Origin of the sequence: Rhodococcus sp. 15-725-2-2b (assembly GCF_002259075.1) — a bacterium.
Classification (GTDB): Bacteria; Actinomycetota; Actinomycetes; order Mycobacteriales; family Mycobacteriaceae; genus Rhodococcoides.
This window is the reverse complement of sequence record NZ_NPFL01000004.1, coordinates 400,823-426,175: the sequence shown is the minus strand read 5'-3', so window position 1 is coordinate 426,175 and position 25,353 is coordinate 400,823. Positions and strand designations below refer to the sequence as shown.

Here is a 25,353-nt window from a genome sequence, read left to right as displayed (position 1 = left end):
CGTCTATCAGATTAGAGACCTGGGCTGGTGCTCGCCGCAGGGCAGGTGTCAAAATGGGCCCATGGTGAACAAGTCGAAGAAGCCCTATGTCGATCCAGGCTGGCCGGACACCGCTCGCGGTGACCACGCGGTGACCGAACTCTCGTCCGCTCGATCGGGTGGCTTGTCACCCTTCGGCGAGGACACCGAGTTCCCGCTGCCCGTCGAAGACCTGCCCTATGCCCACCCGGTGACCGTGGTCAATCGCTGATTGCGGACCTCGAACACGAAAAAGCCCCCGACGATCGTCGGGGGCTTTTCTCGTACGAGCTCGAACTGCCGTGCAGCCTACTGGGGCAGGAATGCCTTGTTGGCCTGGTAGAAGTTCACGATCTGCGGATCGAGCTGGATGCCCTGAGCCGCGTTCTGCACGAACGCTGCGATCTGCGGATCGTTGGTGATGTTCTGGACGGCGGTGACGATGCCTTCGACGACCTCGGCCGAGCTGTCCACGGCCGGGATGGACGTGAGGTCGGGGAGAGCGGGAACCTCCGGTGCCTTCGGGGTGACCGGAACGCTGCGCTCGGTGGGCGCGCTGTTCAGGCCGAGGCTCGAGGAGCAGGACGGCCATGCGCCCCAGCCCTGCGAGTCGAGGACCTTCTCCGCCACTGCGATCTGCTCTTCGCGGCTGGCCTGGTTGGCCGTGGCCGCGTACTGCTGGCCGCCGTGTGCGTTCCAGGTGCTGGGGGAGAACTGCAGCCCGCCCTGGAAGCCGTTGCCGGTGTTGATGCCCCAATTGCCGCCGGCTTCACACTGTGCCAGGCGGTCCCAGTCGGAATCCGGTGCCGCGTTGGCGGTGCCGGTGAAGGCGATGCTCGCGGTGCCCATGATGGCTCCGGTGACTGCGACCTTCGCGACGGTTTTGCCAGTGGTGCTCGGCTTGCGATGACGTCCGCTCATACGAGTTGAAATCCTCTCCACACGCGCCTGCGAGGTCAGCTGTCGGGTTCGGGCTGAGAGGTAGCCCGGCCTTTTCGCTCACTCCTCGGAATGAGCAATTGGGCTTAACCCCAAGGGAAGTCGGGGCGGCTTCGTGAGCCGCTACAACTTCCCGGTTGTCCGTGGAGGACGTGGGTCCCCCGTCCTCGTCCCCTGGGTGATCGTCGAGGGTGTTCCGGTTCCCGCGGGACGAGGTTTGGCGCTGCGGGCCGGAATTCGGCCGAACTTTCCGGCCGCTGCTGACCGTACTGAAATTCCCGCCTTACGTCACTATTTGGTAACTGTCGATTTCGGGGCGTCGTCGAGAGCGCATTTCGTACCTGTTTCGGGTCTCTCGAGTCGGCCCAGCTAGTGGACGTGCCGGGCATTGAACCCCTGTCCGTTGCCTGTCCGTTACCCGAGCGTGATGTGATGGAAGTCACATCGGCGTCGCCTCGTTCGAGAGGTCACCGAACGGCAACGATGTCCTTGCCGAGGGGCATGAGGGATACGGGAATCATCTTGAGGTTCGCGATCGCCAACGGGATGCCGATGATGGTGATCGCCATCGCGAGCGCAGTGAGCACGTGAGTCAGGGCCAGCCACCAACCGGCCAGAATCAGCCAGAGCACGTTCCCGATGAGCGCGCCCGATCCGGACCCCGGCTTGTCGACGATCGTCGACCCGAACGGCCACAGCGCGTAGACGCCGATGCGGAACGACGCGATCCCGAACGGGATCGTCACGATGAGGATGCACAGCAGCAGTCCGGCGAGGAAGTAGCCGAGCGCCAGCCACAGGCCGCCGAAGACCAGCCAGATGATGTTCAGAATCAATCGCATGGTCAGCGCGCCCGTCGTCCGGATGCCAGCGCGTACACCAGTGCCAGCAGGAAGCCGGTCGGCGCGGAGAACATGGCCGTCAGATACAGCCCCAGTGGGGGCTTGGCGTCGGAGAAGATCGGAAACATCAGGATCGCGACGATGGCGACGAGGCCGATCGCGAACAGGGTCAGCGCGATGCGCAGCAGGGCGGTGCTGCTCTTACGGGTCGTTGTGTCCACGTACCCCACGGTAGTGCGAAGCGGGGCGCTGTGAGGAGCACGGTGCGGGAACAACTCGAATGCTCTATCCGGGCTCACCGCGCTAGACTGAAGTATTCGCGTCCTACGTTCTCGTGGGGCGCGAAACTTGTGCGGGCCGACGATCGGTCCCACGACCAACGCAACTAACGACAGCAACAGATGAACGGGTGAGCTCAGTGCCGACCGGCAAGGTGAAGTGGTACGACGTCGACAAGGGATTCGGATTCCTCTCGCAGGAGGAAGGCGAGGACGTCTACGTGCGTTCCTCGGCGCTGCCCGAGGGCGTCGAAGGCCTCAAAGCCGGCCAGCGGGTCGAGTTCGGGATGGCCGCGGGCCGCCGCGGACCGCAGGCACTGAGCCTGAAGGTTCTCGAGCCCGCACCGTCGGTGCGTCAGAACACCGGCAGCACCCGCCGCGAACCCGTCGAGCGCAAGCACACACCCGACGAACTGCACGGGATGGTCGAGGACATGATCACGCTGCTCGAAGCGACCGTGCAGCCCGAGCTCCGCAAGGGCAAGTACCCGGACCGCAAGATCGCGCAGCGCATCTCCGAGGTGGTCCGGGCCGTCGCCCGCGAGCTGGACAGCTGATCCCGGGAACGAACTACGGGCGCGTGCCGATCGACCAGATGGCGTGGCTGACGAAGCCCTCCTGATTGGTGTCGGTGTCGATGATGCCGGTGGGCAGACGAATTTCGATCCCCAGCAGGGTCCGGTCGCTGTCGTCCGTGGTGGGCACCGTGACGCTGAGCCTGGTTCCGGGTTCGTTGAACTCGCTGTCCTCGACGACGTTCCCGCTGTCGTCGCCGTAGACCCGGGCCAGCACCCACGGCGCCGAGTAGACGGCCTCGGGGAGTGAGAGCTGCACCGTCGGGGCCTTGCCGACCTCGATTTCGGTCGTCTCGCCGACATTGGTGCACAGCGGGTCGGTGACGGCGCAGTACAGGTACGGCTCCACTTCGACGGCCCGGCCGTTGGCGTAAGCGGAGACGGTCGGTTCCTTCTCCGGTGCGTTCCCGATCAACAGTGCGAGGACCGCGACGAACGCAGCGGCGACGACGAACAGACCAGCGACGGTCAGGGCGGCGATCTTCTTGGTACGGGGAGCGAGATTCACTTGGTCACGTTTTCGCCGAAGGAACCGTCGGACACTTCTTGTTCGACGTGGTCGGGGCGGTTGCCGCCGAAGCCGGGCAGAAGCGATCTGCCGCGGTAGGTGAGGAATGTCTGCACGAGCCCGATCGTAAGCAACACCGAGACCACCGTGAAACCGAGCCAGTACTCGGTGGGGAGCAGGACGCCGAGCGTGCCGCCGAGGACCCAGCACAGCTGCATGACGGTCTCCGAGCGGCCGAATCCCGACGCGATCGATTCCGGCGGCAGGTCGGCCTGCAGCGACGCGTCGAGGGAGACCTTGGCGAGTGCGCTGGCGCTCGACGCGACGAGCGCGGCCACCGCCGCGGTCAGCAGGCTGTCGGTGATGGCAGCGACCACGGCCACCACGGTCACGGCGATGGTGCATCGCAGGACGACCAGGGACGGCCGACCGAGCTTGATCCTGGCACCGAGCGCGTTGCCCGAGAAGTTGCCGAGACCGGCGGCGGCCCCGACGAGTCCGAGCATCGCAGCCTGCTGAAGCGGCTCGTGTTCGGTACGGGACTTGGCGACGAACGCGATGTAGAGCGTGAGGAACCCGGTGAGAACCCGGATGGTGCCGTTGCCCCACAGACCGACGATGACCGCGCGGCCGAGGGGCTGTCTGCGGTTCTTGGTGCTGCCCGACGTCGGCGGGGCCGAGACCGTGCGGCGGAGGTTCTCGGTCGGGGCACCGCTTCCGGCGTAATCGCGTCCACCGTGCTGATCGGCGTGGTAGCTCAGGGTCGCGGGCACTTCGCCCTCGGTGATCTCGACCCAGGACGGGATGCGCATGCTCAGATACGCGCCGAGCACGGTGATCGCGGCGACGAACCACAGGGCTCCCGGTGAACCTGCGACGAACGCGATGCCGCCGGCGAGCGCGCCGGCAGCGATGGTGCCACCGAGCAGACCGAACACCGTCAGACGGGAGTTGACGCGAACGAGGTCGATCTCCGGCGGCAGTACTCGCGGCGTCACCGCGCTCTTGAGCACCGCAAAGGACTTGCTCAGGACGAGCATGCCGAGCGCGGCCGGATACAACACCCAGCTGTCGAAATTGAACACCAGCACCACCGCCAACACGGTGCGCAACCCGAACGAGGTGGCCAGCGCGATGCGACGGCCGTGCTGCAATCGGTCGAGCAGTGGCCCGATGAGCGGCGCGATCAGCGCGAACGGTGCGATGGTGATGACGAGATACAGCGCGACCTTGGTCTTGTCCTCACCGGTGGCAGCCGAGAAGAAGAGCGTGTTGGCCAATGCGATCGCCAGGGCGGCGTCCGAAGCGAAGTTCGCCATGGTGGCGTAGGTGAGCGCGGTCAGACCGGACTTGTCGGCACCGTCCGCCTTCGCGGCTCGCTGGAAGGACGCGATGCCCTTGCCGGTCAGCTCGCGGCCGCGCATGGCGGCGACGCGGGTGACGGTCAGCTTCTTGGGCATCGGCGGCGGCTTGCGTGCGCCGGCCCTGCCACGCGCGGCAGTGATCTGCTCGGTCCGCGGCGGGTGCAACGGCGGCAACGGCTGACGCCGACTCGGAACATGGGTGGACGTCAGGGGAACAGCGGGCGGGTAGTTCGCCAGACCGGGGTGCTCGGTGGGGTCAGGAGCGGAGCCTGCGGAGTGACCGGTGGGGTCGGGAGCGGAGCCTGCGGAGTGACCGGTGGGGTCGGGAGCACCGTTGCGCTCGGGGTCGTCCGCACCCGGTGGGGTGTGGGGGAGACGTGGATCGGTCACGGGTCAATTCTGTCCTACCGGCGCGGTATCGGTGAATCGCACCTCGAAGATCTTGGGCCAGTATTTGCCGGTCACGAGGAACCGGTCGGTGCCGGGGATCTGTGCGATGCCGTTGAACACGTCGGCACCGCCTCGTTCGGTGGCCGACATCGAATTCCACAGTGGGGTGCCGTCGATCACGGCGGTCACCGTGCCGGTCGCGGGATCGATGCGCATGATGTCGAACGTCTGCCACACGTTGGCGTACACCGATCCGTCGTCGGCGCATTCGAGTTCGTTGAGTCGCTCGACCGGATTGCCGTCGAGTGTGACGTTCACGGTGGACTCGACGTCGAACGACGTGGGATCGCGGAAGGTGAGGGTGGACGAGCCGTCGCTCATCACGAGGCGGTCGTCCGGTGTCTGCGTGCACAGCCCCCAGCCCTCGCCGTCGTAGTTCACCCGGCGTCGCTCGGCCAGAGTGGTCGGGTCTCGGGCGATCGCGACGCCGTCCTGCCAGGTGATCTGCCACAGGGTGTCGCCGTCGACGGTGATGCCTTCGCCGAACAGGTCGGCCGGCAGATCCACGCGATCGAGTTCGGTCATGGTCTCGAGCGAGGTCCGCCTGACGAACGAAGAGCCTTCCAGTCCGGTGCCCTCGTAGAGGACGTCGCCGTCGATCTCGAAGCCCTGGGTGAATGCGTCGTCGCCGCGGTCGTATTCGCGCACGATCTCTGTCGTCAGGGCCGGAACCGAGTCGGACGTCACCGGGGCCGGCTGCGTCGACGACGAGCAGGCGGACACAGCCAGCAGCGAGGTGACTATGGCGGCGTAGGTGCGAGCGCTGGCGGTCATTGCACCCATGATGGCAGCCCGAACTGGGCGTCACCGAGTCGATGCGGCAAACTGAATGTGTGAGTTTCGTATCTTCTCCAGAGCTCGATTCCATCCGCCCCGTCTTGGCCGATGCCGTGGACCTCGCGCGGCAGGCTCTGCTCGACCTGGGAGAGGGCGGTGTCGGGGAGTACCTCGGGGTCACCGCTGAGGACGCCAGTGCGGCCACTCACCGGTTCGCCAGCGATCTCGAGGGGTACCGAGGATGGCAGTGGGCCGTCGTGGTCGCCGCCCCGGAGGACGCGGACCACGCCACGATCAGTGAGCTGGTTCTGCTTCCTGGCCCCGATGCTCTCGTGGCTCCGTCCTGGGTGCCGTGGGACGAGCGCATCCGTCCCGGCGACCTGGGACCGGGCGATCTGCTCTCTCCGCGTCAGAACGATCCGCGGCTCGTGCCGGGGTACATGGCATCCGGTGACCCTGCGATCGACGAGGTGGCAGGCGAGATCGGTCTGGGCCGAACACAGGTCACCAGCCTCGAGGGACGCCTCGACGCTGCCCAGCGGTGGCACGACGGTGATTACGGTCCCGATACCGAGATGGCCAAGGCCGCGCCGTCGACCTGCGGGCTCTGCGGCTTCTATCTCCCCATCGCCGGCTCGCTGTCGGCCGCATTCGGGGTGTGCGGCAACGAATTCGCCGCCGACGGACGCGTGGTGCACGCCGAGTACGGCTGCGGTGCGCACTCCGACACCGAACTCCCCACCGGGGCCGGATCGCCACAATTCGAGCCGTACGACGACGCAGCACTCGACGTCATCGCAACGCCGGTTCCCCCGGTGAAGCCGGCCGACAGCGTCGAGACAGCCGACAGCGTCGAGACAACGGACAGCGTCGAGACCGCCGACAGCGTCGAGACAGCGGACTCTGTCGAGACAATTGAATCGGCCGATACGGTCGAGACGACCGACACCGTCGAGACGACGGGAGTCACCGAGGCTGCCCCGGTAGAGTCCGCGGCTGCCGATCTCGTTGCGTCCGACGAGGCCGACACAGTGGCCGATGATGCCACGACCAACACCGATCGCGCTGCGCAGGAAGAGGATTCGGCATCTCCGAGCTGATCGATCCGTTCGATACCGGGTCGTTGCGGGAGTCTGTTCTCGCGGCGTGGGGCTCGTCGCCCACCCGGCTTCGGGAGGATTCGGCGTCCGAGTCCGATCTGGTGCGCGGGGGCTACCGCGACCGGCTGTTGACCGAGCTCGCGCAGAACGCAGCGGATGCTGCCCGACGCGCCGGTGTCCCGGGTCGCATGGCGGTCTGGACCGATCACGCCGGTGCCGTCCATGTGGCCAACACCGGTGCTGCGCTGGATGTTTCGGGTGTGCATGCGTTGACCGCCTTGAGGGCGTCGGGCAAGACTGCTGCGGATTCGGGCGTCGGACAGTTCGGGGTCGGGTTCACCGCCGTGCGGTCGGTGTCCGACGAGATCGAGGTGCGATCCCGCAACGGCGGCGTGATGTTCAGCGCGCATCGCACGCTCGAGGCGCTGCGTGAGCGAGACATGCGTACGCCCGACACCGGCGTGCCGGTGCTGCGGCTCGCGTGGCCGGTCGCCGTCCCGCCCACCGATGGGTTCGACACCGAGATCGTGCTGACGGTGCGAGCCGACGCGGCAGCGAATTCTGTCGCCGCGGGCTTCGCGGACGAGGCGGTCGACCTGCTGCTCGAACTGGAGGCGCTGAACTCCATCGAGATCGATGGTGTCGTGATCGACTGCGTCAGAACGACACTCGATGACAGCAGCGCCGAGATCACGATCGGATCGCGAACTTGGCGGCAGTTCGTCACCCCGGCGGCGCGCTGGCTCGCTCCGGTCGTCGACGGTGTGCCCGTTCCCTCGCCGCCCGACGTCTTGCGCGCGCCGACTCGCTCGGACGAGCTGATGTCGTTGCCCGCGTTGGTCATTGCCGATGTGCCGATGCAGCCCGATCGGCGGCGCGTGTTGCCGAGTGTCTCGTTCGACGCGGTAGCGCACGGGTACCCGGACTTCGTGGCCTCGCTGCCTGCCGGGTCGAGGGCGTCGTTCGTACCCGAAGTCGGATTCGCGCGCAGTGAGGTCGACGGCGCACTGCGTGAACTGATCTTCCGTCGATTGTCCAGTGCGCCATGGCTTCCCGGTGCCGACGGACGTGACCTCGTGCCCGAGCAGGCGAACGTCATCGCGGACGCCACCGAGGAACTCGTCTCGGCGCTGGTCGACGTCGTACCGAATCCGGTCGACGCGTCGCTGTCGGGTGCGCGGCATGCATCGGCGCTGTCGGCGGTGGGTGTGCGCCGGATCGGGTTGGCGAGGCTGGCGGAGATGGTCGGTGGGCTCGATCGCGAGCCGAGTTGGTGGCGGCGAGTGTACGACGCCTTGACCCCGCTCGTGGTCGATGGCGTGGCTGCGGAAGAGCTTGCCGCGCTGCCTGTTCCGCTCGCAGACGGTCGTACGGTGACCGGCCCGCGCACGACGGTGATCGGCTCCGATGCCTCTGCCGCGGTCACCTGGGTCCGGCTGGTGCATCCGGACGCGGTGAGTTCGCTGCTCACACGCTTGGGTGCTCGGGAGGCGACTGCGACCGAACTGCTCAGCGACCCGGCACTCGAGGCGGCTCTGGACGATCTCGACTGGGACGAGAGCGAGGAGGTCGACCGGCTGGTCGATGCCGTGCTCGCGCTGGCGGGAGAGGCGGGTGAGCTACCGAGTTGGCTGGGCGGCCTGCCCCTCGCGGACGACGAGGGCGAATTGCGCAGCGCCGACGAATTGTTGCTTCCCGGAGCGCCGTTGGCGGATCTGCTGGTTCAGGACTCGCCGTTCGGTGTTCTCGCGTCCGCGGTGGTGGACAGGTTCGGTGAGCGTGCGCTGCGTGCAGTGGGAGTCGGGTGGGGATTCTCGGTGGTGCGTGACGAGCTGCCGACCGGGCCTGATCACGATCTCGACGACGAGGCGGCGTGGTGGTCGAGTCTGTCCGATGAGCCGGAGACACTTCTCGCGGTCCGGGATCTCGACCTCGTTCGATCTGACGCATGGACCGAGGCCCTGACGGTGCTACTCGACGATCCCGTTACCTGTGCGGCACTGGTCGATCGTGAGGGCTACACCGCGTGGTGGCTCAGGCGTCATGCACGACTGCACGATTCGCGTCCGATCGAGTTCCGAGCGCCTTCGGACGAGACGTTCGCCGGGTTGCTCGATCCGCTGGATCATCCGCGTGCCGACGAACTGCGGGCGGTGCTCAGTGCGTCGAACTGCGAGAACGCCGATACTGCCCGCGTGTTGCTGGCGGCGCTGTCGGATTCGCAGCGCACCCCGACTCCCGCGGTGATCGCGCGAACCCACACGCTCATCGCCACCGCTGTTGCAGAGCAACGCATCGAGGTCTCGGACATCGATCCACCGGATCGCGTCCGCACGCTCGGCGGCACAGTCGTGGACGCGTCGGATGCGCTGGTGATCGACGCTCCGTGGCTGGCGAGCGTGGTGCCGCCGGAGGTCGCCGTGCTCTCGGACATGGCAACCGCTGCCGCACTGGCCGATGTTCTGGACGTCGGGCAGGCGTCGGAGGCGATCGGCGGAGAAGTGATCGGCGTAGGACGCGTCAGCTCGTGGGATCGTGAACCGGGAGCCGTGTTGGCCTGTGCCGTAATGGGATTGCCGCTGCCGTCAGGAGGGGTGGTGGTCCATCACGAGCTGGTGGTTCGGCTGTCCGGTGACGTGAGCGGAGATCGAGAAGTGCCGTGGTGGGTGACCGCCGACGGAACGGTCCACTGCACGCAGAGTTGGGAGCGACCTCGTGGGGCTTGACGGTGTGATCCTGGACTGGATGGTCGAGCATCGAGTCGGTTGGGTCACGACGATGTTCTGGATCATCACCACGGTGGGCAACACGGTGTCGATGTTTCTGTTGTCCACGGTGATCGTGGGTGCGTTGCTTCGCGTCGGACGCAGATCGGATGCCGTTGTCGTCGCGGGCTCGATGCTGACCGGGTGGGGTCTGATGAATGCGCTCAAATTCGCGTTCGCGCGGGAGCGTCCACCGATTCCGGAGCGGCTGGTGGACATTGCGAGCCATTCGTTTCCGTCGGGCCACGCGATGGTGTCGATGGTGCTTGCCACGGTGGCGATCGCGGTGATGTTGCGATCGCCTGCTCCGTGGCTGCATCGGCCGGCCCTGCTCGTACTACCTGTGGTCGCGTCCCTGCTGATCGGATTCTCTCGGATCTACCTGGGTGCGCACTGGACCACGGACGTGCTGGCCGGCTGGGTGTTCGGTGCCCTGTGGGGGCTGGGGTCGATCTATGCCGTCAGGCTGATCAGCGCGAGAAATCGGAGCGCTGGGCGATGACGAGCAGCTCGTCGCGCATGGCCGGGCTGGAGACAGCGTTGGCGCGTGCGTAGAGGGCGCGGAGCGAGCGGACGTGGTTGCGGCGGTTGCGGTACTGAGAGACGAGCTTCATGGCCTGGCTTTCGTGGATCTAGTGGTTATCTGAACTGACATAACCCATGGTCCACGTTAACTTTGTGTTACTCAACCGGCTGACGGGTTAGTTTGCCCACGTCAGGGGCGGTGCGGTGACCGGGCTAACGTGATCCTGATCTCAATCGAGGCCTCGTTGGGCGGTTTTGCTTCCGCGACGTGACGCCGCTCTCTGCGCGAGGAAGATTCCGAACCCTACTGCACCCACGGCGATACCGGACCAACACGTCGCCAGTGCGTCGTCGGTGCGCTCTCCGGTGGCGGTGAACACCACCAGCGCGACGATCCAGCCGAGTATGCCGATCGTCAACACCGGCACCGGATCGGTGAGGCTGCGCGGAATCTGGGGGAGGTGGGCCACGAAATCACGCTACGCCACTGCGTTGGTCTCGGTTGCGTCGCTGCAGTTACCCAACTGCTTCGGTGTGCTTTATCGTTCGCTCATGCAATTGTCGTCGCGGCTACTCGACAACTACTTCAAGATCACCGAACGCGGCTCGACGGTCGGATCCGAGGTTCGAGGTGGCGTGGTCACGTTCGTGGCCATGGCGTACATCGTCGTCCTCAATCCGCTGATCCTGGGCAGCTTCTCCGCCGACGACGCAGCGGCCAAGACGGACGTACTCGGCAACATTCTGCCGGTCGCCCAGGTCGCCGCCGTCACGGCGCTCGTGGCCGGATTCATGAGCATCGCCTTCGGCATCATCGCCAATTACCCCTTCGGCATCGCAGCGGGCCTCGGCATCAACACCCTGCTCGCGGTGACCATCGCGCCGCAGGTGACGTGGCCCGAGGCGATGGGGCTCGTCGTCATCGACGGCATCATCATCGTGCTGCTGGCCGTCACCGGGTTCCGCACCGCGGTATTCAACGCGATCCCGCCGGAGCTGAAGGCGGCGATCGCCGCCGGTATCGGCGCGTTCATCGCGTTCATCGGATTGGTCGACTCGGGCTTCGTGCGCCGCATCCCCGACGCCGCAGGCACGACGGTTCCCGTCGGGCTCGGTATCGACGGGTCCATCGCGTCGTGGCCGACGGTGATCTTCGTGTTCGGGCTGCTGCTGATGGGTGTACTCGTGGTGCGCAAGGTCCGCGGCGGACTGCTGATCGGCATCGTCGTCACGACGATCTTCGCGGCGATCGTCGAGGCCGTCACCGATGTGGGGCCCTCCAACGGCGTCGACCCCAAGGGGTGGAATCTGTCGGTGCCCCAGTTGCCGAGCCAGTTGGTGCAGTCTCCCGATCTGTCGCTGGTCGGCAACGTCGATCTCTTCGGAGCGTTCACGCGCATCGGCGTGCTCGCCGCGAGCCTGCTGGTCTTCACGCTGGTGCTCGCGAATTTCTTCGATGCGATGGGCACGATGACCGGCTTGGGCAAGGAAGCGAAGCTGGACAAGGACGGGACCCTGCCGAACATCGGAAAGGCACTGGTCGTCGAGGGAGCAGGAGCGATCGTGGGAGGCGGTGCTTCGGCGTCGTCGAACACGGTGTTCGTGGAATCGGCGTCCGGAATCGCCGAGGGGGCGCGTACCGGACTGGCCAACGTCGTCACCGGACTGCTCTTCCTGCTGGCCATGTTCTTCACCCCGCTCACGGCCGTGGTTCCGATCGAGGCGGCTGCGCCTGCGCTGGTCGTGGTGGGTGCCCTGATGATCGGGCAGGTCCTCGACATCGACTTCCGCCGGTTCGACTACGCACTGCCCGCCTTCCTGACCATCGTGGTGATGCCCTTCACGTACTCCATCGCCAACGGGATCGGCGTCGGTTTCATCACCTGGGTCGTACTTGCGGTCGGTTCCGGTCGCGCGAAGTCGGTTCATCCCCTGTTGTGGATCGTCGCGTTGCTGTTCGTCGCATATTTCGCCGTCGGACCCATCACCGAGGCGGTTACATGACGCATGGTCGGTACCAGGGCGTATTCTCTGCGCTGTGACGTCGGGAAATGGTGTGAAGGACAATCGGAAATTGGCAAGCGACCTGTCGCTTGCGGTGGTGAGGCTGACTCGCCACCTTCGGGGTAGGCGAGTGGACTCGCAAGTCTCGCTCACTCAGCTGTCGGCTCTGGCCACGCTGAGTCGGGAGGGCGATATGACGCCGGGTGCATTGGCCGCGCGGGAGAAGGTCCAGCCGCCGTCGATGACACGGGTGATCGCATCGTTGGCCGAACTGGGCCTGGTGGCGCGCACCCCCCATCCCACCGACGGGCGGCAGGTGATCGTCTCGCTCTCACCGGCCGGTCGAGAACTGATCGCCGACGAGGCCAGTGCCCGCGAAGCATGGATGACGGCGCAGCTCGCAGGCCTCGGTCCCGAGCAACTCGACACACTCCGTGACGCGGTAGCGATCATCGGGGCCCTCGTCAGCGACTCCGAGTAGTTACCTAGGTTTATTATTTGAACGGTGGCCCCTGCTTCCCGTACCCCCGGCTCGACGATGTTCGCTGCTCTGAAGACCCACAACTACCGATTGTGGGCGTCGGGGCAGATCGTCTCGTTGGTCGGCACGTGGATGCAGAGGGTCGCCCAGGACTGGCTCGTTCTGACGCTGTCCGGCGGAAACGGCTTCGCCGTCGGCATCGTCATGGCCCTGCAGTTCGGACCGACGCTGTTCCTCTCGGTCTGGGGTGGGGTCCTGGCAGACCGCTACGACAAGCGCAAGCTGCTGATGATCACCCAGGTCTTCGCCGCGGTCTGCGGTCTGGTGCTCGGCGTCCTCGACGTCGGGGGGATGGTCGAACTCTGGCACGTCTACGTCATCGCATTCGTCCTCGGCTGCTCGTCGGCGATCGACGCTCCGGTACGGCAATCGTTCACCATCGAGATGGTCGGCAAAGAGACCCTCGCCAATGCGATCGCGTTGAACTCGATGACCTTCAACATGGCGCGCATCGTCGGCCCTGCCGTGTCCGGAGTACTGATCACCCTCGTCGGCACCGGCTGGGTGTTTCTCATCAACGCCGTGTCGTTCGCGGCGGTCTTCGGTGCCCTCGTGGCGATGAACGTCGGTCAGCTCTTCCGCGTCGAACCCGCCCCACGCGCCAAAGGGCAGGTGCGAGAGGGCTTTCGATACGTCTGGGGACGCGGTGACCTACGAGTACTGCTGGCCACGGTCTTCATGGTCTCGACGTTCGGCCTCAACTTTCCGCTGAGTCTGTCGGTGTTGGCGCGCAACACGTTCGGTAGCGGGGCAGACGCCTACGGTCTGCTCTCGACAACCCTGGCCGTGGGCACATTGGCCGGCGCGACCCTGGCGGCGCGGCGGGCGAGCGCGCCGCGCCTGCGGCTGTTCATCGGTGCCGTCATCGCGTTCGGAGCCTTCGAGTTGATCGTCGGATTGATGCCCAACTACCTGCTCGTCGCACTTCTGCTGATACCCACGGGTGCCCTGACGTTGACGTTCACGACGTCGGCGATGAACATTCTGCAGATGTCGGTGCCGTCCGACATGCGCGGACGCGTGATGGGCATCTACATGCTGTGCTTTCTGGGCGGAACTCCGCTCGGCAGCCCGGTGCTAGGCTGGCTCGCCGACGTCCTCGATCCACGCGCACCACTGGTGTTCGGCGGCGTCATCTCGCTGGCGACGGGGCTGTTCGCGGCCGTGTATCTACTGCGGCACAACAATTTGCGGATCACGGTGGTGCCGCCCGCAGACGGGCACCGGCTGCCCACCCTCGACACCGTGGCCGCCACCGCGAAGGTGTGAGGCGTTCAGATCCAGCCGTGGCGTCGGGCGAGAGCGCAGGCCTCGTGCCGGTTCGCTGCACCCAGTTTCGCAGCCGCCGCAGACAGGTAGTTGCGAGTGGTGCCGGGCGAAAGATGGGCGCGCCGTGCGATCTCCGCGATCGACGCGCCGTCGGCGGCGAACTCGAGCACATCGGCCTCGCGCGGTGTCAGCGGCGAGTCTCCGGCCCCGATGGCTTCGGCGGCCAGCGTCGGGTCGACGTAGCGCCCGCCGCCGTGCACGGTGCGCACCACGTCGGCCAGAGTGGCGGCCGAGGTGGTCTTGGGGAGGAAACCGCGCACGCCTGCTTCGAGCGCCTTCTTGAGGTAGCCCGGCCGGCCGTGGCTGGTGACTATGATCGACGCGCAGTCGGGCAGCGTCTCGGCGATCTTCTGGGCCGTCTCGATGCCGTCGATTCCGCCCATCTGCAGGTCCAGCACGGCCACATCGGGGGAGAGCGAGGCTGCGGCGGTCAGCGCCTTCTCCCCGGAGTCGGCCTGCCCGACGATCTCGATGTCGTCCTCGAGATCGAGCATGGTTGCCAGCGCAGCACGGATGAGATTCTCGTCGTCGGCCAAGAGAACTCGGATCATGGTGTGGTCCTTGCGTTCTGGGGCGAGGTCGGCAACGCCGCAGTGAGGGTGAATTCGTCGGTGGTCTGCTCGGTGTGCAGGGTACCGTCGACGGCGACCAGCCGTTCTCGCAGTCCGCTCAGGCCTGTGCCGTCGTCGCGGCCGGTCGATGGCTGCGGATGATCGTTGATCAGTCGAATACTGTTGTCGGTCAGCTCGATCCGGCAATAGGTGGCCTCGGAGTGACGCAGAATGTTCGTCACACCCTCACGGACCACCCACGCGGCGGCCTCGGCTGCGCGCTCGTCGAGCATCGAGGTTTCACCGACGAGCTCGGTGGCGATGCCCGCGGCGGACAGCAGGGATCGAGCGCCGTCGAGTTCCGAGGCCACATCGATCGATCGATAGCCGCGGACCAGCTTTCGGGCGTCGGCCATGGATTCCTGGGCCAGAATGCGAACCTCGTCCATCTGGGCCGCAGCTCGATCGTCACCTCGACGCGCCAGTGCCGCGGCGAGTTCGCTCTTGACCGCGATGGCCGAGAGTGCGCGGCCGACGACGTCGTGCAGATCTCGCGAGAATCGCAGACGCTCCTCGGCAACGGAGAGCGCGGCAGCAGCGTCGCGGGTGGCATCGAGTTCGGTGACGATACGCAGCAGCCACGCTGACAGTTGGACGGTGAAGGCCATGAAGGCGATGAGGAGACCGAGCACCAGTGTTTCCACTGCCGGCGTGCCGAGAGCTGCTGCAAGTCCAGCAGCGGCCACGGCCGCCGCCAGGCACCACCGCAACGGGATCAGCGTTGCGACCGCACTGGTGACGAGCACGACGGCCCACAATGCATTGTTCGTGGCCCCGCCGGCAACCAGCACCACAGCGGCGACTGCCATGATCGTCAAGGGAATTCGTGGGCTCGCCGTCGACTGGCCGCCGAGCGCGGGGGTGCGCTGAACGACCACGAAGGTCGCTGCGGCACAGACTGCCACGGCCGCCATCGACAGGTAGTCCTCGAACTGCAGTGACGTCAGCATCGCAGCGGCGGCAACACCGACGGTGATCAGCAGAAACGACTGGCGGGTGTAGACGCGCACCTTGTCCACTGCACTGCTGTCGTTCCAGCCGTGCAGTGGATTGAGGTACTGGTGCAACTTCATGATCTCCAGCCTTGCAGACGGTGCGGCGAAAGGGGCGATCTAGGACCGCGGTTCCCAACGGAAGTGCGTGCGGGCGATCAGCAGGCTGCCGACGATCCAGGCGAGCATCACCAGCAGCGGCATTCCGGCTTCGGTGAAGGTGGCAGCGAAACCGATGGGCGCGTCGCCAGGCGTGGTGGTGCCGAACCAGCCGAGGTTCAGCAGGTCCGAGACCGCAGCCATCGGGGTCAGCTCGATGACCCGGCTGAACGAATCCGGGAGTACACCGCGAAGCAGTGACGAGCCGACCATGGCGATCAAAATGACCGGAAGACTGGTGATCTGCGCCGCTTCCGCATTGCGGGTGAAGGCAGACGTGATCAGTGCCAGTGCGGCGAACAGAGCCGCGCCGCCGAGCAGGGCCACCGCGACGAGCAGTGCGTTCGTAGGAACCGGGCCACCGAAGGCCAGAACCACGGCTCCGACGATCAGGCCCAGTGCCACGGTGAGGATGAACGAGGGTACGGCCGGCCCCAGCAGAATCTGTAGGTCCGAGCTCTCTCCGGTCCGAAGTCGCTTGAGTACCAACTCGTCTCGACGCGTGGCGTAGATCGAGAGCATGTTGTAGTAGACCATGAACACCAACAGGAACAGTACGAACATCTCGAGCGCCGCTCCGACGCCCACGTCGGTCAATCCGTCGTCGCCCCGACTGCCGATGATCAGCAACGCGATCGGCAGCACGAGGGGTATGACGGTTGCGTTGAACAGCAGTACTCGGTTGCGTCCGAGCAGCGTGAACTCTGCTCGTGACAGGGCGGTCATCGTGCTCATGCGCTCATCACCTCGTTGTTCTGGATAGCGGAATTGTCGAATTCGTCTGCAATGGAGAGGAATACGGTCTCGAGCGATGCCGCTCGGGCGTCGAGACCGTGGAGGGTCACTCCGTTGTCTCGCGCCCACAGCAGCAGATCGGTCAAGGTCTCCTGTACCGAGGACGTCTGGATCGAGATGGTGTCTCCCGAGACGTCGATCGACGTACCGGGCAAAGTCGGCAGTGCCGTACCGGGGGCCTGCAGTTCGATCTTCGCCGGATGGTCGGCGACCACCTCGTCGACCGTTCCGCTACGAACGACGCTGCCGCGGTGCATGATCGCCAGCCGATCGCACAGTGACTCGGCCTCGTCCAGGTAGTGCGTCGTCAACATGATCGTCACGCCGGAATTCTTCAGCTCCTGGATCAGACGCCACGTGTTGCGGCGAGATTCGGGATCGAGTCCGGTGGTCGGTTCGTCGAGGAACAGCACCCTCGGGCGGCTGATGATGGCGCACGCCAGATCCAACCTGCGCTGCTCGCCGCCCGAGAGAAACTTCACCCGCGTGTCGGCCCGGTCGGCCAGGTCGACGCGCCCCAGCACCTCCGCCGTCGGCAGTGGATTGCTGCACGTGCCCGCCCACATCCGCAGGCTTTCCGCGGTGGTCAGATCCTGGGGCAGGCCGCCCTTCTGCAGCATGATGCCGAGAGACGGTCGAACCTTGCGGCGATCGGACACCGGATCCATTCCCATGATCCGCACCGTGCCCTCGCTCGGCCGTGAAAGTCCCTGAATCACTTCGAGAGTGGAGGTTTTGCCGGCACCGTTGGTGCCCAGCAAGCCGAACAGCTCACCCTCCGCGATCTCGAGATCGAGCGTCTTCACGGCCTCGAAAGCGGTTTTGCCCGAACCGTAGCGGCGAGTCATGCCGCTGACTTCGATGATGGTCATGATTGCTTCTCCCAGTTGCGGAGTCCGATGACGAACCGCACGCCCATGAAGGCGACGATGACGCCGAGTGCGACGAATGCCGGAAGGGACGTGCCGACGATCGCGAACAACACGGCGACGATCGCGAGACTGATGACGATGACGACGATCTCACGCGCCATCGTCGGAGCCGGCCCGAGCTCCATGAGATCGGTGAACAGGTTTCCCTCGTCTGGTTGCTTCATGACTACGAGTCTGCTGCGCCCGAACCACCGAAAACAGTGCGGCGCATCATGACCTGAAGTGACACCGTCACGGTCCGGCCATGACAAAAGTCATGAGCGCGCTCGTGGCGACGGCGGTTCTGTCGCTCGAACGGCGAGCGGTAGGGCCGCGGGCCGGGTACCTTCGCCTCGTGAATCGCACCGAGTCGGCGAGCCCCGGCCGTCGTCCGCAGATCCGCGTCATTCTGGCCGGTTCGGTGCCGAACCTGGTGCAGTGGTTCAACCTGTACCTCTACGCGACGTTCGCACCGTACTTTCGGACCGAGTTCTTCGATCCGGCCTCGACGAATTCGCTCGTGTACGTCTACGGACTGTTCGCACTGACCTTCGTCGTACGGCCACTCGGCTCGTGGCTGTTCGGCAGGCTCGCGGACGTGCGGGGCCGGCAGTTCGCGCTCGTCGCGGCGGTCACGCTGATGTCGGCCGGATCTGTTGCCCTTGCGGTCACTCCGACGGTCCACGACATCGGTGTCTGGGCGGCGGTGATCCTCGCGGTCGTGAGCATCGTGCAGGGCATCGCAACCGGTGGCGAGTACGCGGCGGCGACGGTGTTGCTCTCCGAATCGGGCACGCGCGGACACCGGGGATTGTTCGCCTCGTTCCAGGCCGCGACCATCGTCGGCGGTCTCGTGCTCGCGCAGGCCTGTCTGCTCGTGCTCCTCGCGGGTACGGATCGCGCGGCAATTTCCGAGTGGGGCTTTCGTCTCGCGTTCGCCGCGGGCGGCGCGGCGGGCATGGCGTCGTTGTGGTGGGCGCGTGGACTCGATCGCGTGCCCCGTGCACCGGGAGCGCCGCGGGCGGACCGAGACGCCACGATGGGGGCGCTCTTTCGCGATCACCGGCGTGCGCTCGTCTGGGTGTTCTTGCTGACCGCGGGAGGGAGTGCGGCGTTCTACACCTACACGGTCACCGTTCCCTCGATCGTTCGCGAGACCTTCTTCGCCGCGGACGGTGCCAGGGGCGAGCTCACCGCGACCGGCCTCGTGCTCGCGGCCTTCGTGGTGTTGATGGTGCTGCAGCCGGTCGGCGGCGCACTGAGCGACCGCATCGGGAGAAAGCCTCTTCTCGTCACGTTCGGGGCACTGGGCATACCGGCCACCGGCGCACTGGTGCTGGCCACCGACCGGCTGACGTCTCCGCCTGCGGTGTTCGTCATGCTGGTGAGCGCATTCGCCGTTCTCACCTGTTATCTGTCGGTGAACGGCATCGCCAAGGCCGAAGTGTTCCCCGCTCACATTCGTGCCCTCGGCGTCGGCTTCGGCTACGCCGTGGCGAACTCCCTGTTCGGGGGTACGGCACCGTTGATCTACCACGCCACCAGCGGCCGTGGCAGCACCGACTTCGTCGTCTACACGACGGTGCTGCTCTCGGTGACGCTCTGCGCAGCCCTGTGGATGCGGGGTGGCTCGGCCACCGCGCTCGATGCGTCGACCGGTCCTAGAAACCCCAGCCCATGACGGCCGGGCGCGCAGTTCCGAACGTCAGGTCGAGTGCGTGCAGCGACGCGTCGTTGCGGGCGGTGAGGCGGTTGGCCGCGGCGAACAAGCGGGCCCGATGGGTGCCGAAGTAGATGCTGGCGAGCACGTCGATGTCGAGTTCGATGTCCGGTTCGGATTCCACCCGGGTGCAGGTGGCGCGGCCGTCGGTCACGGTCAGCGAGTAGGTGCCGCCCGCATCGAGGAAGGGATCTCGCACAGCGATGATCAGCGAGGTGTCGAGCGCGTAGGTGCGTGCCTCCAAAGCTGCCTCGACGTGCATGATGCGGCCCCACAGAGCGTCGTGGTGAGCCGTGACCTTCGGTAGCCGATTGTTGGTCAGCAGGAACGGCAGCGCTTCGTCCCGTGCCTGCCGTACCTCGATGGTGTCGACCAGGTCCACGCCGACGAGGATCTGCCACAGCGCGGCGTACGCGTCGTCGGTCACCGCGATGAATTCCTCCACCACCACTCGGCTCGGGTTGCGGCCGCGTCGGTAGGCGACGTATCCGTCGGGATGAACGACGAAGAACAGAGCCGTCAGTCCGCCGCGCCGGTTCTCGCGGTCGGCGAAGAACCGCTCCCAGCGGATCGGCGGCTTGGGCTGCGCGCCTGCGGTCTGCTGCTGCCAGCGGTGGTAGATGTCGGGGAGCAGTTCGGTGGCCTCGGCCGATTCGATCAGCCGGACGCCGGTGGCCGGTGGAGTGTCCTTGCGGAACTGCGCGAATCGACGATCGATCGAGACGCTGATCTCCTCGGTCACCGGCCCGTAGCCGAAGCGTCCGTAGATCGTCGCCTCGCTGGCCGTGAGCAGCGAGAGTGGTGCGCCCGCGTCGTTCAGGGCGCGGTGCTGCTGGGTGAACATCGATCGCAGGATGCCGCGTCGACGATGCGTCGGCGCGACCGAGACCCAGGAGACTCCGGACGCCTCGACCTGCGCACCACCGGGAACGGTGACCGACATCGGGAAGTGCATGGCCACACCCACCGGGGTCTCGCCGTCCCAGGCCAGGTACACGTGCTCGGACTGGGTCAGGATCTGCGTCTCGGCCAGGTCCTCGGCGTTCTGGTGCTCGCCGAACGCGTGGGCGTCGAGCAGCGCGACGGCATCCCAGTCGTCGTCGGTGGCGGTGCGGATGGTGATCGATTCGTCGGTAGTCATCGGACTTTACTTTTCCATACAGGAGTGGAGCCCGCGGAACGACCCGAAAAATCTGCCATACGGAAGCAGGCCTTCGCCGAGGGAGTCTCGAAATCGGCCGGGTGACAAGATGAGCACGTGGTGCATGTACTCGACATCGACGACCCCTCGGACCCGCGACTGGACGATTTTCGCGATCTCAACTCGTCGGATCGGCGACCCGACCTGCCCGAGGGCAAGGGCCTGGTGATCGCCGAGGGTGTGTTGGTGGCGCAGCGGCTGCTGACCTCGCGGTTTCCGATGATCAGCCTGCTGGGCGTGGATCGACGGCTCGACGCCTTGCGCGACGATCTCGTCGATTCGGACGTTCCGTTCTACCGGACGTCCGCGGAGGTGATGGCCGAGGTCGTCGGCTTCCACCTCAATCGTGGTGTGTTGGCCGCGGCGAACAGGCCGCCGGCCCTCGATCTCGACGAGGTGTTGGACGGTGCCAGGACGGTGGCGATTCTCGAGGGCGTCAACGATCACGAGAATCTCGGGTCGATGTTCCGCAACGCGGCGGGCCTCGGGGTCGATGCCGTTCTGTTCGGGGCCGCGTGTGCTGATCCGCTCTATCGTCGTTCGGTGCGAGTGTCGATGGGACATGTGCTGCGGGTGCCGTTCGCCAAGGTGCCCGAGTGGCCCCGTGGCCTCGATCGTGTTCGCGCGCACGGGTTTCAGCTGATCTCGTTGACGCCCAACCCGGCGGCGGTGTCGTTGGCGACGGCGATGACGGGGGAGAAGGTTGCCCTGCTGCTGGGTGCCGAGGGGCCGGGTCTGACCGAACATGCCATGCGAGCAACGGACATTCGCGCGCGGATTCCGATGGCCCCTGGCACCGATTCGCTGAACGTGGCGACGGCCGCGGCGATGGGGTTCTACGAACGTGTGCGCCTGACGTGAACGACCACGACCCGAGCGTCCGCTGGACCGGAGTCCCGATCGCCGTCATCTCGGCGGCGCTGGTGGGTGTGGCACTGACGACGTTCGGTCTGGAGCTGGCCAGAATTCATCCACTGCTCGCACTCGGTCTGAACATTATCGTCGTCGCGGGTGCAGCTCCGACGGTCATGCGGTGGCTCGCGATACCGGTGTGGCGCTGGGCGGTGTACGGAGCCGGTATCGGTTCCATCCTCAGCTTCGTGGCACTGGCGGCGCTGGCGTTCTGACGTTCGCCGGCACCCAGGACGGCCCTGCCGCATCTACTTGCGCGAGAACCAACGCTTCTTCGGACGCGGTGCCTGTTCGTCGGGGGCGTCGGGCATCGGTTCCTGTGCGCCACGGCCGTTCGCACTCCGGTTCGGTGGCGGCGGCTCCTGTCCGGGAACGTACATCGTGAAGCCGCAGACCGGCAGGGTGTCGGGATCGAATTCGTCCGCGTGCGGCGCGCCGGTGTAGCGGAATCCGAGCCACTCGGCGTTGGCCGCCTCGGCGAATTCCTGTGGGTGGAACGGCAGCGATTGTGGATCCGGCATCACTCCGGGCGGATAGATCAGCGGATGCTCACCGGCCCAGAACGATCGCTCCCACACCAGTGGCAGGCCGGCGTCCTCGTAGATGTACACCGGGGTGGCGCTGAACGATCGGCGGAATTCACCGCGCTCCCAGTACGCGAACGCACCCCAGGCGTGCTGGGGATCCGAGGCGACGAGGTAGGTGTGTTCGGACGCCAGAGGGCGGGTGAAGGATTCGGGAAGCGTCGACGGTGTCGGCACCGACAGGTTCGATCCGCAGACCACGGTGACGCCGGGGTAGCAACCGATGAAGACGTGATCGTCGTCCACGCCTGCCGATGTCGATATCGGACCCTGTCCGAGAGGCACTGCCGTCAGGTGGGGGTACAGACGTCCGACGAGTGCGCTCGCAGCATTCCAGTCCGAGGTGGTGGCTTCTCGGAGTACCGAAATGGGATCCGGTGCGTCCACGTACCAGATCGTTGATGCTTTGGCCCCCACTACCGGCACCTCTCTCTCCGTAAGCTCCGTCGAAAGCCTACGGTGTGAGCGTCGGCAATCTGTCACCGAGCGGCAAATCGGCCGTCGAAGAGATCAGTTGTGGCCGCTGCTGCGAACGCCGAGCAGCACGTCCTCCCACGACGGCATGGCCGGCTTGCCCCGCTTGTCCTTGCCGCCGGTGTGACCGGCGGCAGGCTTGGGTGCGGGCCTCGGCTCCCTGGCCACCGGTTCGCGTGGCTGCTCGGGCTCGGGAGTCGGCGCATCGTCCACCTCGACCTCGATGGTCTCGGCGTCGAGTTCGCTGTCGGCGGTGGTGCCGTAGTACTCGTCGAAGCTCTGCTGCGAGGCCTGATCGTCATCCTCGGCGGACGTCAGTGCGCGCACCGGTGCGAGGCCGCGCAGTTGGCGTCCGAAGTCGGGATCGATCAGTTCGTGGGCGGTGTCGTCGAGCGGCGCGATGGTGCCGCCGTGGCCGTCGGGCAGGAACTGCCAGTGCGCCTTGTTGGTGGTGCGGCCCGCCTGCCACTTCAGCTGTGCGACCCACTTGCTGTCCTCGTCGCGCCAGGCGTCCCACTCCGCGTCGTCGAGGTTGTGCCCGCGAGCGCGGAAGGCGAGGGTGACGATCTCGAGCAGGGTCTGCACGGCCGGGCCGTCGTGGCGCAGCGGATGACCGGCCTGGGCCATCGACGCGGCCTGCGAACGTTCGAGCAGCACCGGGTGAGCGAACACCTCGACGCGACTGATGGCCATTCCGGAGTCGGCGGCAACCTGTTCGATGGTCGCTCCGCTGCGGATGCGGGCCTGAATTTCTTTCGGCCGAAGCAAGCTGTCCATTTCGATCTCAATCTGTCCTAGTCGAGCGATGTCACCGCGTGAGGCCGCGCGGAGCTTGTCGTCGGCTGGAAGCCGGAATCTGTCGCCGGTCTTGGGATCTGCGCACACAACGAACTTTCCGTCGGCCTCGAGACCCACCACACGTAAGTCTCGCACCTTGACCTCCTCATCGCGCCGGCTCGCGATACCGTCGAGTTCGAGCCTAGTTCACCTGCCGTATTCGGCGGGTGTTCGACACGCATCGCTTCTGCCGACGATCGTTTCCCTGTCAGAGGGTAGACAGCTGCGGGCTCGGCTGCACCCATTCGGTCGATCTTGCGTCGATTGCTCTGTGCGACAACGCCGATGCGTCCCTGCGCAGGTAGAGGGCACCCAGGCCGAAACCGATGGTCAGGGCAATCGCGTGCCCGACGGCGGTGAAGGACGGATCGGACACTCCACTGATCGTGACGACGCCGATCCACAGTGCGGCCCAGCCGGCACGCCACGGCATCGGCAGGTACCGGATCATCGACCCTCCGACCGCTGCTGCCGCGTAGCTGACACCGACGTCGACGGCCATCGCCAGCGAGTCCGCGAGCCAGTCGTTGTGAATACCGATGAGCAGGCCGACTGCCACCAGAGCAGTGGCACCGACATGTCCGGTGCCGAAGGTGAGAAGGAAGCGTCGCCAGCCGGAGACCCATTCGGCGACGGCGAACAGCACGGCGACCGCGGCCAACCACAGCCAGTTCACCCGACCCTCGGTGAGGAAGACGCTCGTGACGACAGTGGCGAGGTGACCGTCGGTCAGATTGTGCAGGTTGGTACTCGCCGCATGCAGCACGTGCCAGCGATCGTGCGGCCCGATCTGGCCGAGCGCTACCGTGCCTGCCACCGCGAGGGTGCAGTAGACCAGTGTCACGCGGATCCGCAGCGCGACGGTCAGGAGCCTGAACATACGAGCGCTCCCTCCGAGGTCGTTACGCTTGCTTACTTGATAGCAAGTGTAGGCCTCGAAGGGAGCGCCGGAGCTGTGAGCTTGCTGGGAATGGTCGTTCCGCAGGCTCCACTCCTGCCCTGCCAACTAGCTCAGTGTGGACACGACCCAGTCGATGCTCTTGGTCAGTGCGGTGATGTCGTCCGGCTCGATGGCCGGGAACATACCGACACGCAACTGGTTCCGGCCGAGCTTGCGGTACGGCTCGGTGTCGACGACGCCGTTGGCGCGCAGGATCTTCGCAACCTGGGCTGCGTCGACCTTCTCGTCGAAGTCGATGGTGCCGACGACCTGGCTGCGGTGATCCGGGTTCGTGACGAACGGCGTTGCGAATTCGCTGTTCTCGGCCCAGTCGTACAGGCGTGAGGACGAATCGGCGGTGCGCTTGGTGGCCCAGTCGAGGCCGCCCTGCGAATTGAGCCATTCGATCTGATCGGCGAAGAGCAACAGTGTCGCCACGGCCGGGGTGTTGTACGTCTGGTTCTTGCTGCTGTTGTCGACGGCGATCGGCAGTGACAGGAAGTCCGGGACCCACCGATCCGTGGCGGCGATCTCGCTGACGCGCTCGAGCGCGGCGGGGCTCATCAGCGCGACCCACAGGCCACCGTCGGCGGCGAAGCACTTCTGCGGAGCGAAGTAGTAGACGTCCGAGTCGGCGACGTTGACCGGGAGACCGCCTGCGCCGGAGGTGGCGTCGATCGCGATGAGGGCGTTCTCGGAGCCGGCCGGACGGCTGACCGGAATGGCCACGCCCGTCGAGGTCTCGTTGTGCGCCCAGCCGATCAGGTCGACGGACGGGTCGGAGGTGGGCTCGGGCGCGCTGCCCGGCTCTGCCTTGACGACGATCGGATCACCGATGAACGGGTTGTTCTTGGCCACCGAGGCGAACTTCGAGCTGAACTCGCCGTTGGTCAGGTGCAGCGACTTCTCGCGAATCAGGCCGAATGCAGCTGCGTCCCAGAATGCGGTGGTGCCGCCGTTGCCGAGGACGACCTCGTAACCCTCGGGGAGGGAGAACAGATCCTTCAAACCACTGCGCACACGTCCGACGACGTCCTTGACGGGCTTCTGGCGATGGCTGGTGCCGAACACGGAAGCGCCGACATCGACCAGGGATTGCAGCTGCTCGGGGCGAACCTTGGACGGGCCACAGCCGAAGCGTCCGTCGGCGGGCAGGAGATCGGCGGGAATGATCGGCAATTCGGCCATGGAGTAGCGCGTCC

29 protein-coding genes and 1 riboswitch are annotated in these 25,353 nt (G+C 66.1%); of the genes, 11 read left to right on the top strand and 18 right to left on the bottom strand.

Annotation, left to right across the window (positions count from 1 at the left end; all coding sequences use genetic code 11):
• Positions 1 to 61 precede the first annotated feature (61 nt).
• A complete protein-coding gene (locus CH306_RS03800) occupies positions 62 to 250 on the top strand; it encodes a hypothetical protein (RefSeq protein WP_032395857.1) in 189 nt (62 codons plus the stop codon).
• Positions 251 to 327: 77 nt separating this feature from the next.
• On the opposite strand, the gene CH306_RS03795 is transcribed toward CH306_RS03800, so the two are convergent.
• From CH306_RS03795 to CH306_RS03785, 3 genes are all read right to left on the bottom strand, one after another.
• The gene (locus CH306_RS03795) at positions 328 to 939 is read right to left on the bottom strand and encodes a resuscitation-promoting factor Rpf1 domain-containing protein (RefSeq protein WP_032395856.1); all 612 of its coding nucleotides are present in this window, start codon (positions 937 to 939) and stop codon (positions 328 to 330) included.
• An 8-nt stretch (positions 940 to 947) separates the two neighbouring features.
• Positions 948 to 1,148: riboswitch (cyclic di-AMP (ydaO/yuaA leader) on the bottom strand.
• A 276-nt stretch (positions 1,149 to 1,424) separates the two neighbouring features.
• Positions 1,425 to 1,799, bottom strand: coding sequence for a YccF domain-containing protein (locus tag CH306_RS03790; protein WP_032395855.1), 375 nt, complete (start codon positions 1,797 to 1,799; stop codon positions 1,425 to 1,427).
• A 2-nt stretch (positions 1,800 to 1,801) separates the two neighbouring features.
• Positions 1,802 to 2,020 (bottom strand): hypothetical protein, encoded by a 219-nt coding sequence (locus tag CH306_RS03785; protein WP_032395854.1) that lies wholly within the window; start codon positions 2,018 to 2,020, stop codon positions 1,802 to 1,804.
• A gap of 197 nt (positions 2,021 to 2,217) precedes the next feature.
• On the opposite strand from CH306_RS03785, the gene CH306_RS03780 reads away from it, so the two are divergent.
• Positions 2,218 to 2,634, top strand: a complete 417-nt coding sequence (locus CH306_RS03780; protein WP_008719325.1) for a cold-shock protein — start codon at positions 2,218 to 2,220, stop codon at positions 2,632 to 2,634.
• 13 nt (positions 2,635 to 2,647) lie between these two features.
• Here CH306_RS03780 and CH306_RS03775 read toward each other — a convergent pair whose 3' ends face one another.
• The 3 genes from CH306_RS03775 to CH306_RS03765 are packed head-to-tail and all read right to left on the bottom strand — an operon-like array spanning position 2,648 to position 5,757.
• Complete coding sequence (locus tag CH306_RS03775; RefSeq protein ID WP_032395853.1) at positions 2,648 to 3,160, bottom strand: DUF2771 domain-containing protein; 513 nt, start codon at positions 3,158 to 3,160, stop codon at positions 2,648 to 2,650.
• Positions 3,157 to 4,914: an MFS transporter gene (locus CH306_RS03770; protein WP_179272724.1), complete on the bottom strand. Its 1,758-nt coding sequence runs from the start codon at positions 4,912 to 4,914 to the stop codon at positions 3,157 to 3,159. Before CH306_RS03770 ends, CH306_RS03775 begins: the two co-directional genes overlap by 4 nt.
• Positions 4,915 to 4,917: 3 nt before the next feature.
• Positions 4,918 to 5,757, bottom strand: a complete 840-nt coding sequence (locus tag CH306_RS03765) for a glutaminyl-peptide cyclotransferase (RefSeq protein WP_094645699.1) — start codon at positions 5,755 to 5,757, stop codon at positions 4,918 to 4,920.
• Positions 5,758 to 5,789: 32 nt separating this feature from the next.
• On the opposite strand from CH306_RS03765, the gene CH306_RS03760 reads away from it, so the two are divergent.
• Genes CH306_RS03760 through CH306_RS03750 form a run of 3 tightly spaced genes read left to right on the top strand, consistent with a single transcriptional unit; the run spans position 5,790 to position 10,118 of the window.
• On the top strand, positions 5,790 to 6,851 hold the full coding sequence (locus tag CH306_RS03760; RefSeq protein WP_094645698.1) for a DUF3027 domain-containing protein: 1,062 nt from the start codon (positions 5,790 to 5,792) through the stop codon (positions 6,849 to 6,851).
• A 23-nt stretch (positions 6,852 to 6,874) separates the two neighbouring features.
• Positions 6,875 to 9,577 (top strand): sacsin N-terminal ATP-binding-like domain-containing protein, encoded by a 2,703-nt coding sequence (locus CH306_RS03755; protein WP_256981022.1) that lies wholly within the window; start codon positions 6,875 to 6,877, stop codon positions 9,575 to 9,577.
• A complete protein-coding gene (locus CH306_RS03750) occupies positions 9,567 to 10,118 on the top strand; it encodes a phosphatase PAP2 family protein (RefSeq protein WP_176459147.1) in 552 nt (183 codons plus the stop codon). Before CH306_RS03755 ends, CH306_RS03750 begins: the two co-directional genes overlap by 11 nt.
• Here the strand turns inward: CH306_RS03750 and CH306_RS28960 are convergent.
• Both CH306_RS28960 and CH306_RS03745 read right to left on the bottom strand, forming a co-directional pair.
• A complete protein-coding gene (locus tag CH306_RS28960; RefSeq protein WP_155289340.1) occupies positions 10,087 to 10,230 on the bottom strand; it encodes a hypothetical protein in 144 nt (47 codons plus the stop codon). The genes CH306_RS03750 and CH306_RS28960 overlap by 32 nt on opposite strands.
• A gap of 141 nt (positions 10,231 to 10,371) precedes the next feature.
• Complete coding sequence (locus CH306_RS03745) at positions 10,372 to 10,611, bottom strand: DUF2530 domain-containing protein (RefSeq protein ID WP_094631145.1); 240 nt, start codon at positions 10,609 to 10,611, stop codon at positions 10,372 to 10,374.
• A gap of 82 nt (positions 10,612 to 10,693) precedes the next feature.
• Between CH306_RS03745 and CH306_RS03740 the strand changes: the two genes are divergently transcribed.
• Genes CH306_RS03740 through CH306_RS03730 form a run of 3 tightly spaced genes read left to right on the top strand, consistent with a single transcriptional unit; the run spans position 10,694 to position 13,955 of the window.
• Positions 10,694 to 12,145: an NCS2 family permease gene (locus tag CH306_RS03740; RefSeq protein ID WP_032395850.1), complete on the top strand. Its 1,452-nt coding sequence runs from the start codon at positions 10,694 to 10,696 to the stop codon at positions 12,143 to 12,145.
• Between the two features lie 52 nt (positions 12,146 to 12,197).
• Positions 12,198 to 12,626 carry a MarR family winged helix-turn-helix transcriptional regulator gene (locus tag CH306_RS03735; RefSeq protein WP_032396280.1) on the top strand — a complete coding sequence of 143 codons (429 nt, stop codon included), beginning with the start codon at positions 12,198 to 12,200 and terminating at the stop codon, positions 12,624 to 12,626.
• 57 nt (positions 12,627 to 12,683) lie between these two features.
• Positions 12,684 to 13,955: an MFS transporter gene (locus tag CH306_RS03730; protein ID WP_094631146.1), complete on the top strand. Its 1,272-nt coding sequence runs from the start codon at positions 12,684 to 12,686 to the stop codon at positions 13,953 to 13,955.
• A gap of 5 nt (positions 13,956 to 13,960) precedes the next feature.
• Here CH306_RS03730 and CH306_RS03725 read toward each other — a convergent pair whose 3' ends face one another.
• Genes CH306_RS03725 through CH306_RS03705 form a run of 5 tightly spaced genes read right to left on the bottom strand, consistent with a single transcriptional unit; the run spans position 13,961 to position 17,668 of the window.
• The gene (locus tag CH306_RS03725; RefSeq protein ID WP_094645696.1) at positions 13,961 to 14,566 is read right to left on the bottom strand and encodes a response regulator transcription factor; all 606 of its coding nucleotides are present in this window, start codon (positions 14,564 to 14,566) and stop codon (positions 13,961 to 13,963) included.
• A complete protein-coding gene (locus tag CH306_RS03720) occupies positions 14,563 to 15,699 on the bottom strand; it encodes a sensor histidine kinase (protein WP_094645695.1) in 1,137 nt (378 codons plus the stop codon). The genes CH306_RS03725 and CH306_RS03720 overlap by 4 nt, the downstream gene beginning before the upstream one ends.
• 39 nt (positions 15,700 to 15,738) lie before the next feature.
• Positions 15,739 to 16,512 (bottom strand): ABC transporter permease, encoded by a 774-nt coding sequence (locus CH306_RS03715; RefSeq protein WP_094631148.1) that lies wholly within the window; start codon positions 16,510 to 16,512, stop codon positions 15,739 to 15,741.
• Entirely contained in the window at positions 16,509 to 17,444 is a 936-nt protein-coding gene (locus CH306_RS03710; protein ID WP_094631149.1) for an ABC transporter ATP-binding protein, read from the bottom strand. Before CH306_RS03710 ends, CH306_RS03715 begins: the two co-directional genes overlap by 4 nt.
• A complete protein-coding gene (locus tag CH306_RS03705; protein ID WP_082073783.1) occupies positions 17,441 to 17,668 on the bottom strand; it encodes a hypothetical protein in 228 nt (75 codons plus the stop codon). Before CH306_RS03705 ends, CH306_RS03710 begins: the two co-directional genes overlap by 4 nt.
• An 80-nt stretch (positions 17,669 to 17,748) precedes the next feature.
• Here CH306_RS03705 and CH306_RS03700 point away from each other — a divergent pair, with 80 nt between their 5' ends.
• A complete protein-coding gene (locus CH306_RS03700; protein ID WP_094645694.1) occupies positions 17,749 to 19,164 on the top strand; it encodes an MFS transporter in 1,416 nt (471 codons plus the stop codon).
• On the opposite strand, the gene CH306_RS03695 is transcribed toward CH306_RS03700, so the two are convergent.
• Complete coding sequence (locus CH306_RS03695; RefSeq protein ID WP_094645693.1) at positions 19,145 to 20,344, bottom strand: GNAT family N-acetyltransferase; 1,200 nt, start codon at positions 20,342 to 20,344, stop codon at positions 19,145 to 19,147. The two genes, CH306_RS03700 and CH306_RS03695, sit on opposite strands and share 20 nt — an antisense overlap.
• 117 nt (positions 20,345 to 20,461) lie before the next feature.
• On the opposite strand from CH306_RS03695, the gene CH306_RS03690 reads away from it, so the two are divergent.
• Together CH306_RS03690 and CH306_RS03685 are read left to right on the top strand one after the other, a co-directional pair.
• On the top strand, positions 20,462 to 21,265 hold the full coding sequence (locus CH306_RS03690; protein ID WP_032395843.1) for a TrmH family RNA methyltransferase: 804 nt from the start codon (positions 20,462 to 20,464) through the stop codon (positions 21,263 to 21,265).
• Positions 21,262 to 21,531: a DUF2537 domain-containing protein gene (locus CH306_RS03685; RefSeq protein ID WP_032395842.1), complete on the top strand. Its 270-nt coding sequence runs from the start codon at positions 21,262 to 21,264 to the stop codon at positions 21,529 to 21,531. Before CH306_RS03690 ends, CH306_RS03685 begins: the two co-directional genes overlap by 4 nt.
• 33 nt (positions 21,532 to 21,564) lie before the next feature.
• Here the strand turns inward: CH306_RS03685 and CH306_RS03680 are convergent, their stop codons facing one another.
• The 4 genes from CH306_RS03680 to serC form a co-directional block, all read right to left on the bottom strand.
• Positions 21,565 to 22,317: a DUF6928 family protein gene (locus CH306_RS03680; protein ID WP_045196604.1), complete on the bottom strand. Its 753-nt coding sequence runs from the start codon at positions 22,315 to 22,317 to the stop codon at positions 21,565 to 21,567.
• 93 nt (positions 22,318 to 22,410) lie between these two features.
• Positions 22,411 to 23,307: a septation protein SepH gene (gene sepH / locus CH306_RS03675; protein ID WP_094631152.1), complete on the bottom strand. Its 897-nt coding sequence runs from the start codon at positions 23,305 to 23,307 to the stop codon at positions 22,411 to 22,413.
• Between the two features lie 112 nt (positions 23,308 to 23,419).
• Positions 23,420 to 24,091, bottom strand: a complete 672-nt coding sequence (locus tag CH306_RS03670) for a rhomboid-like protein (protein ID WP_094631153.1) — start codon at positions 24,089 to 24,091, stop codon at positions 23,420 to 23,422.
• Between the two features lie 126 nt (positions 24,092 to 24,217).
• Positions 24,218 to 25,339 carry a phosphoserine transaminase gene (serC, locus tag CH306_RS03665; RefSeq protein ID WP_032395839.1) on the bottom strand — a complete coding sequence of 374 codons (1,122 nt, stop codon included), beginning with the start codon at positions 25,337 to 25,339 and terminating at the stop codon, positions 24,218 to 24,220.
• Positions 25,340 to 25,353 lie beyond the last annotated feature (14 nt).

Excerpts from the sequence above, each read along its gene's own strand:
- CH306_RS03700 (WP_094645694.1), top strand. The coding sequence starts at position 17,749 with ATGACAAAAGTCATGAGCGCGCTCGTGGCGACGGCGGTTCTGTCGCTC.
- CH306_RS03715 (WP_094631148.1), bottom strand. The coding sequence starts at position 16,512 with ATGAGCACGATGACCGCCCTGTCACGAGCAGAGTTCACGCTGCTCGGA.
- CH306_RS03795 (WP_032395856.1), bottom strand. The coding sequence starts at position 939 with ATGAGCGGACGTCATCGCAAGCCGAGCACCACTGGCAAAACCGTCGCG.
- serC (WP_032395839.1), bottom strand. The coding sequence starts at position 25,339 with ATGGCCGAATTGCCGATCATTCCCGCCGATCTCCTGCCCGCCGACGGA.
- CH306_RS03705 (WP_082073783.1), bottom strand. The coding sequence starts at position 17,668 with ATGAAGCAACCAGACGAGGGAAACCTGTTCACCGATCTCATGGAGCTC.
- CH306_RS03730 (WP_094631146.1), top strand. The coding sequence starts at position 12,684 with ATGTTCGCTGCTCTGAAGACCCACAACTACCGATTGTGGGCGTCGGGG.
- CH306_RS03725 (WP_094645696.1), bottom strand. The coding sequence starts at position 14,566 with ATGATCCGAGTTCTCTTGGCCGACGACGAGAATCTCATCCGTGCTGCG.
- CH306_RS03760 (WP_094645698.1), top strand. The coding sequence starts at position 5,790 with ATGCGGCAAACTGAATGTGTGAGTTTCGTATCTTCTCCAGAGCTCGAT.
- CH306_RS03800 (WP_032395857.1), top strand. The coding sequence starts at position 62 with ATGGTGAACAAGTCGAAGAAGCCCTATGTCGATCCAGGCTGGCCGGAC.
- CH306_RS03695 (WP_094645693.1), bottom strand. The coding sequence starts at position 20,344 with ATGACTACCGACGAATCGATCACCATCCGCACCGCCACCGACGACGAC.
- CH306_RS03790 (WP_032395855.1), bottom strand. The coding sequence starts at position 1,799 with ATGCGATTGATTCTGAACATCATCTGGCTGGTCTTCGGCGGCCTGTGG.
- CH306_RS03720 (WP_094645695.1), bottom strand. The coding sequence starts at position 15,699 with ATGAAGTTGCACCAGTACCTCAATCCACTGCACGGCTGGAACGACAGC.
- CH306_RS28960 (WP_155289340.1), bottom strand. The coding sequence starts at position 10,230 with ATGAAGCTCGTCTCTCAGTACCGCAACCGCCGCAACCACGTCCGCTCG.
- CH306_RS03670 (WP_094631153.1), bottom strand. The coding sequence starts at position 24,091 with ATGTTCAGGCTCCTGACCGTCGCGCTGCGGATCCGCGTGACACTGGTC.
- CH306_RS03740 (WP_032395850.1), top strand. The coding sequence starts at position 10,694 with ATGCAATTGTCGTCGCGGCTACTCGACAACTACTTCAAGATCACCGAA.
- CH306_RS03710 (WP_094631149.1), bottom strand. The coding sequence starts at position 17,444 with ATGACCATCATCGAAGTCAGCGGCATGACTCGCCGCTACGGTTCGGGC.
- CH306_RS03765 (WP_094645699.1), bottom strand. The coding sequence starts at position 5,757 with ATGGGTGCAATGACCGCCAGCGCTCGCACCTACGCCGCCATAGTCACC.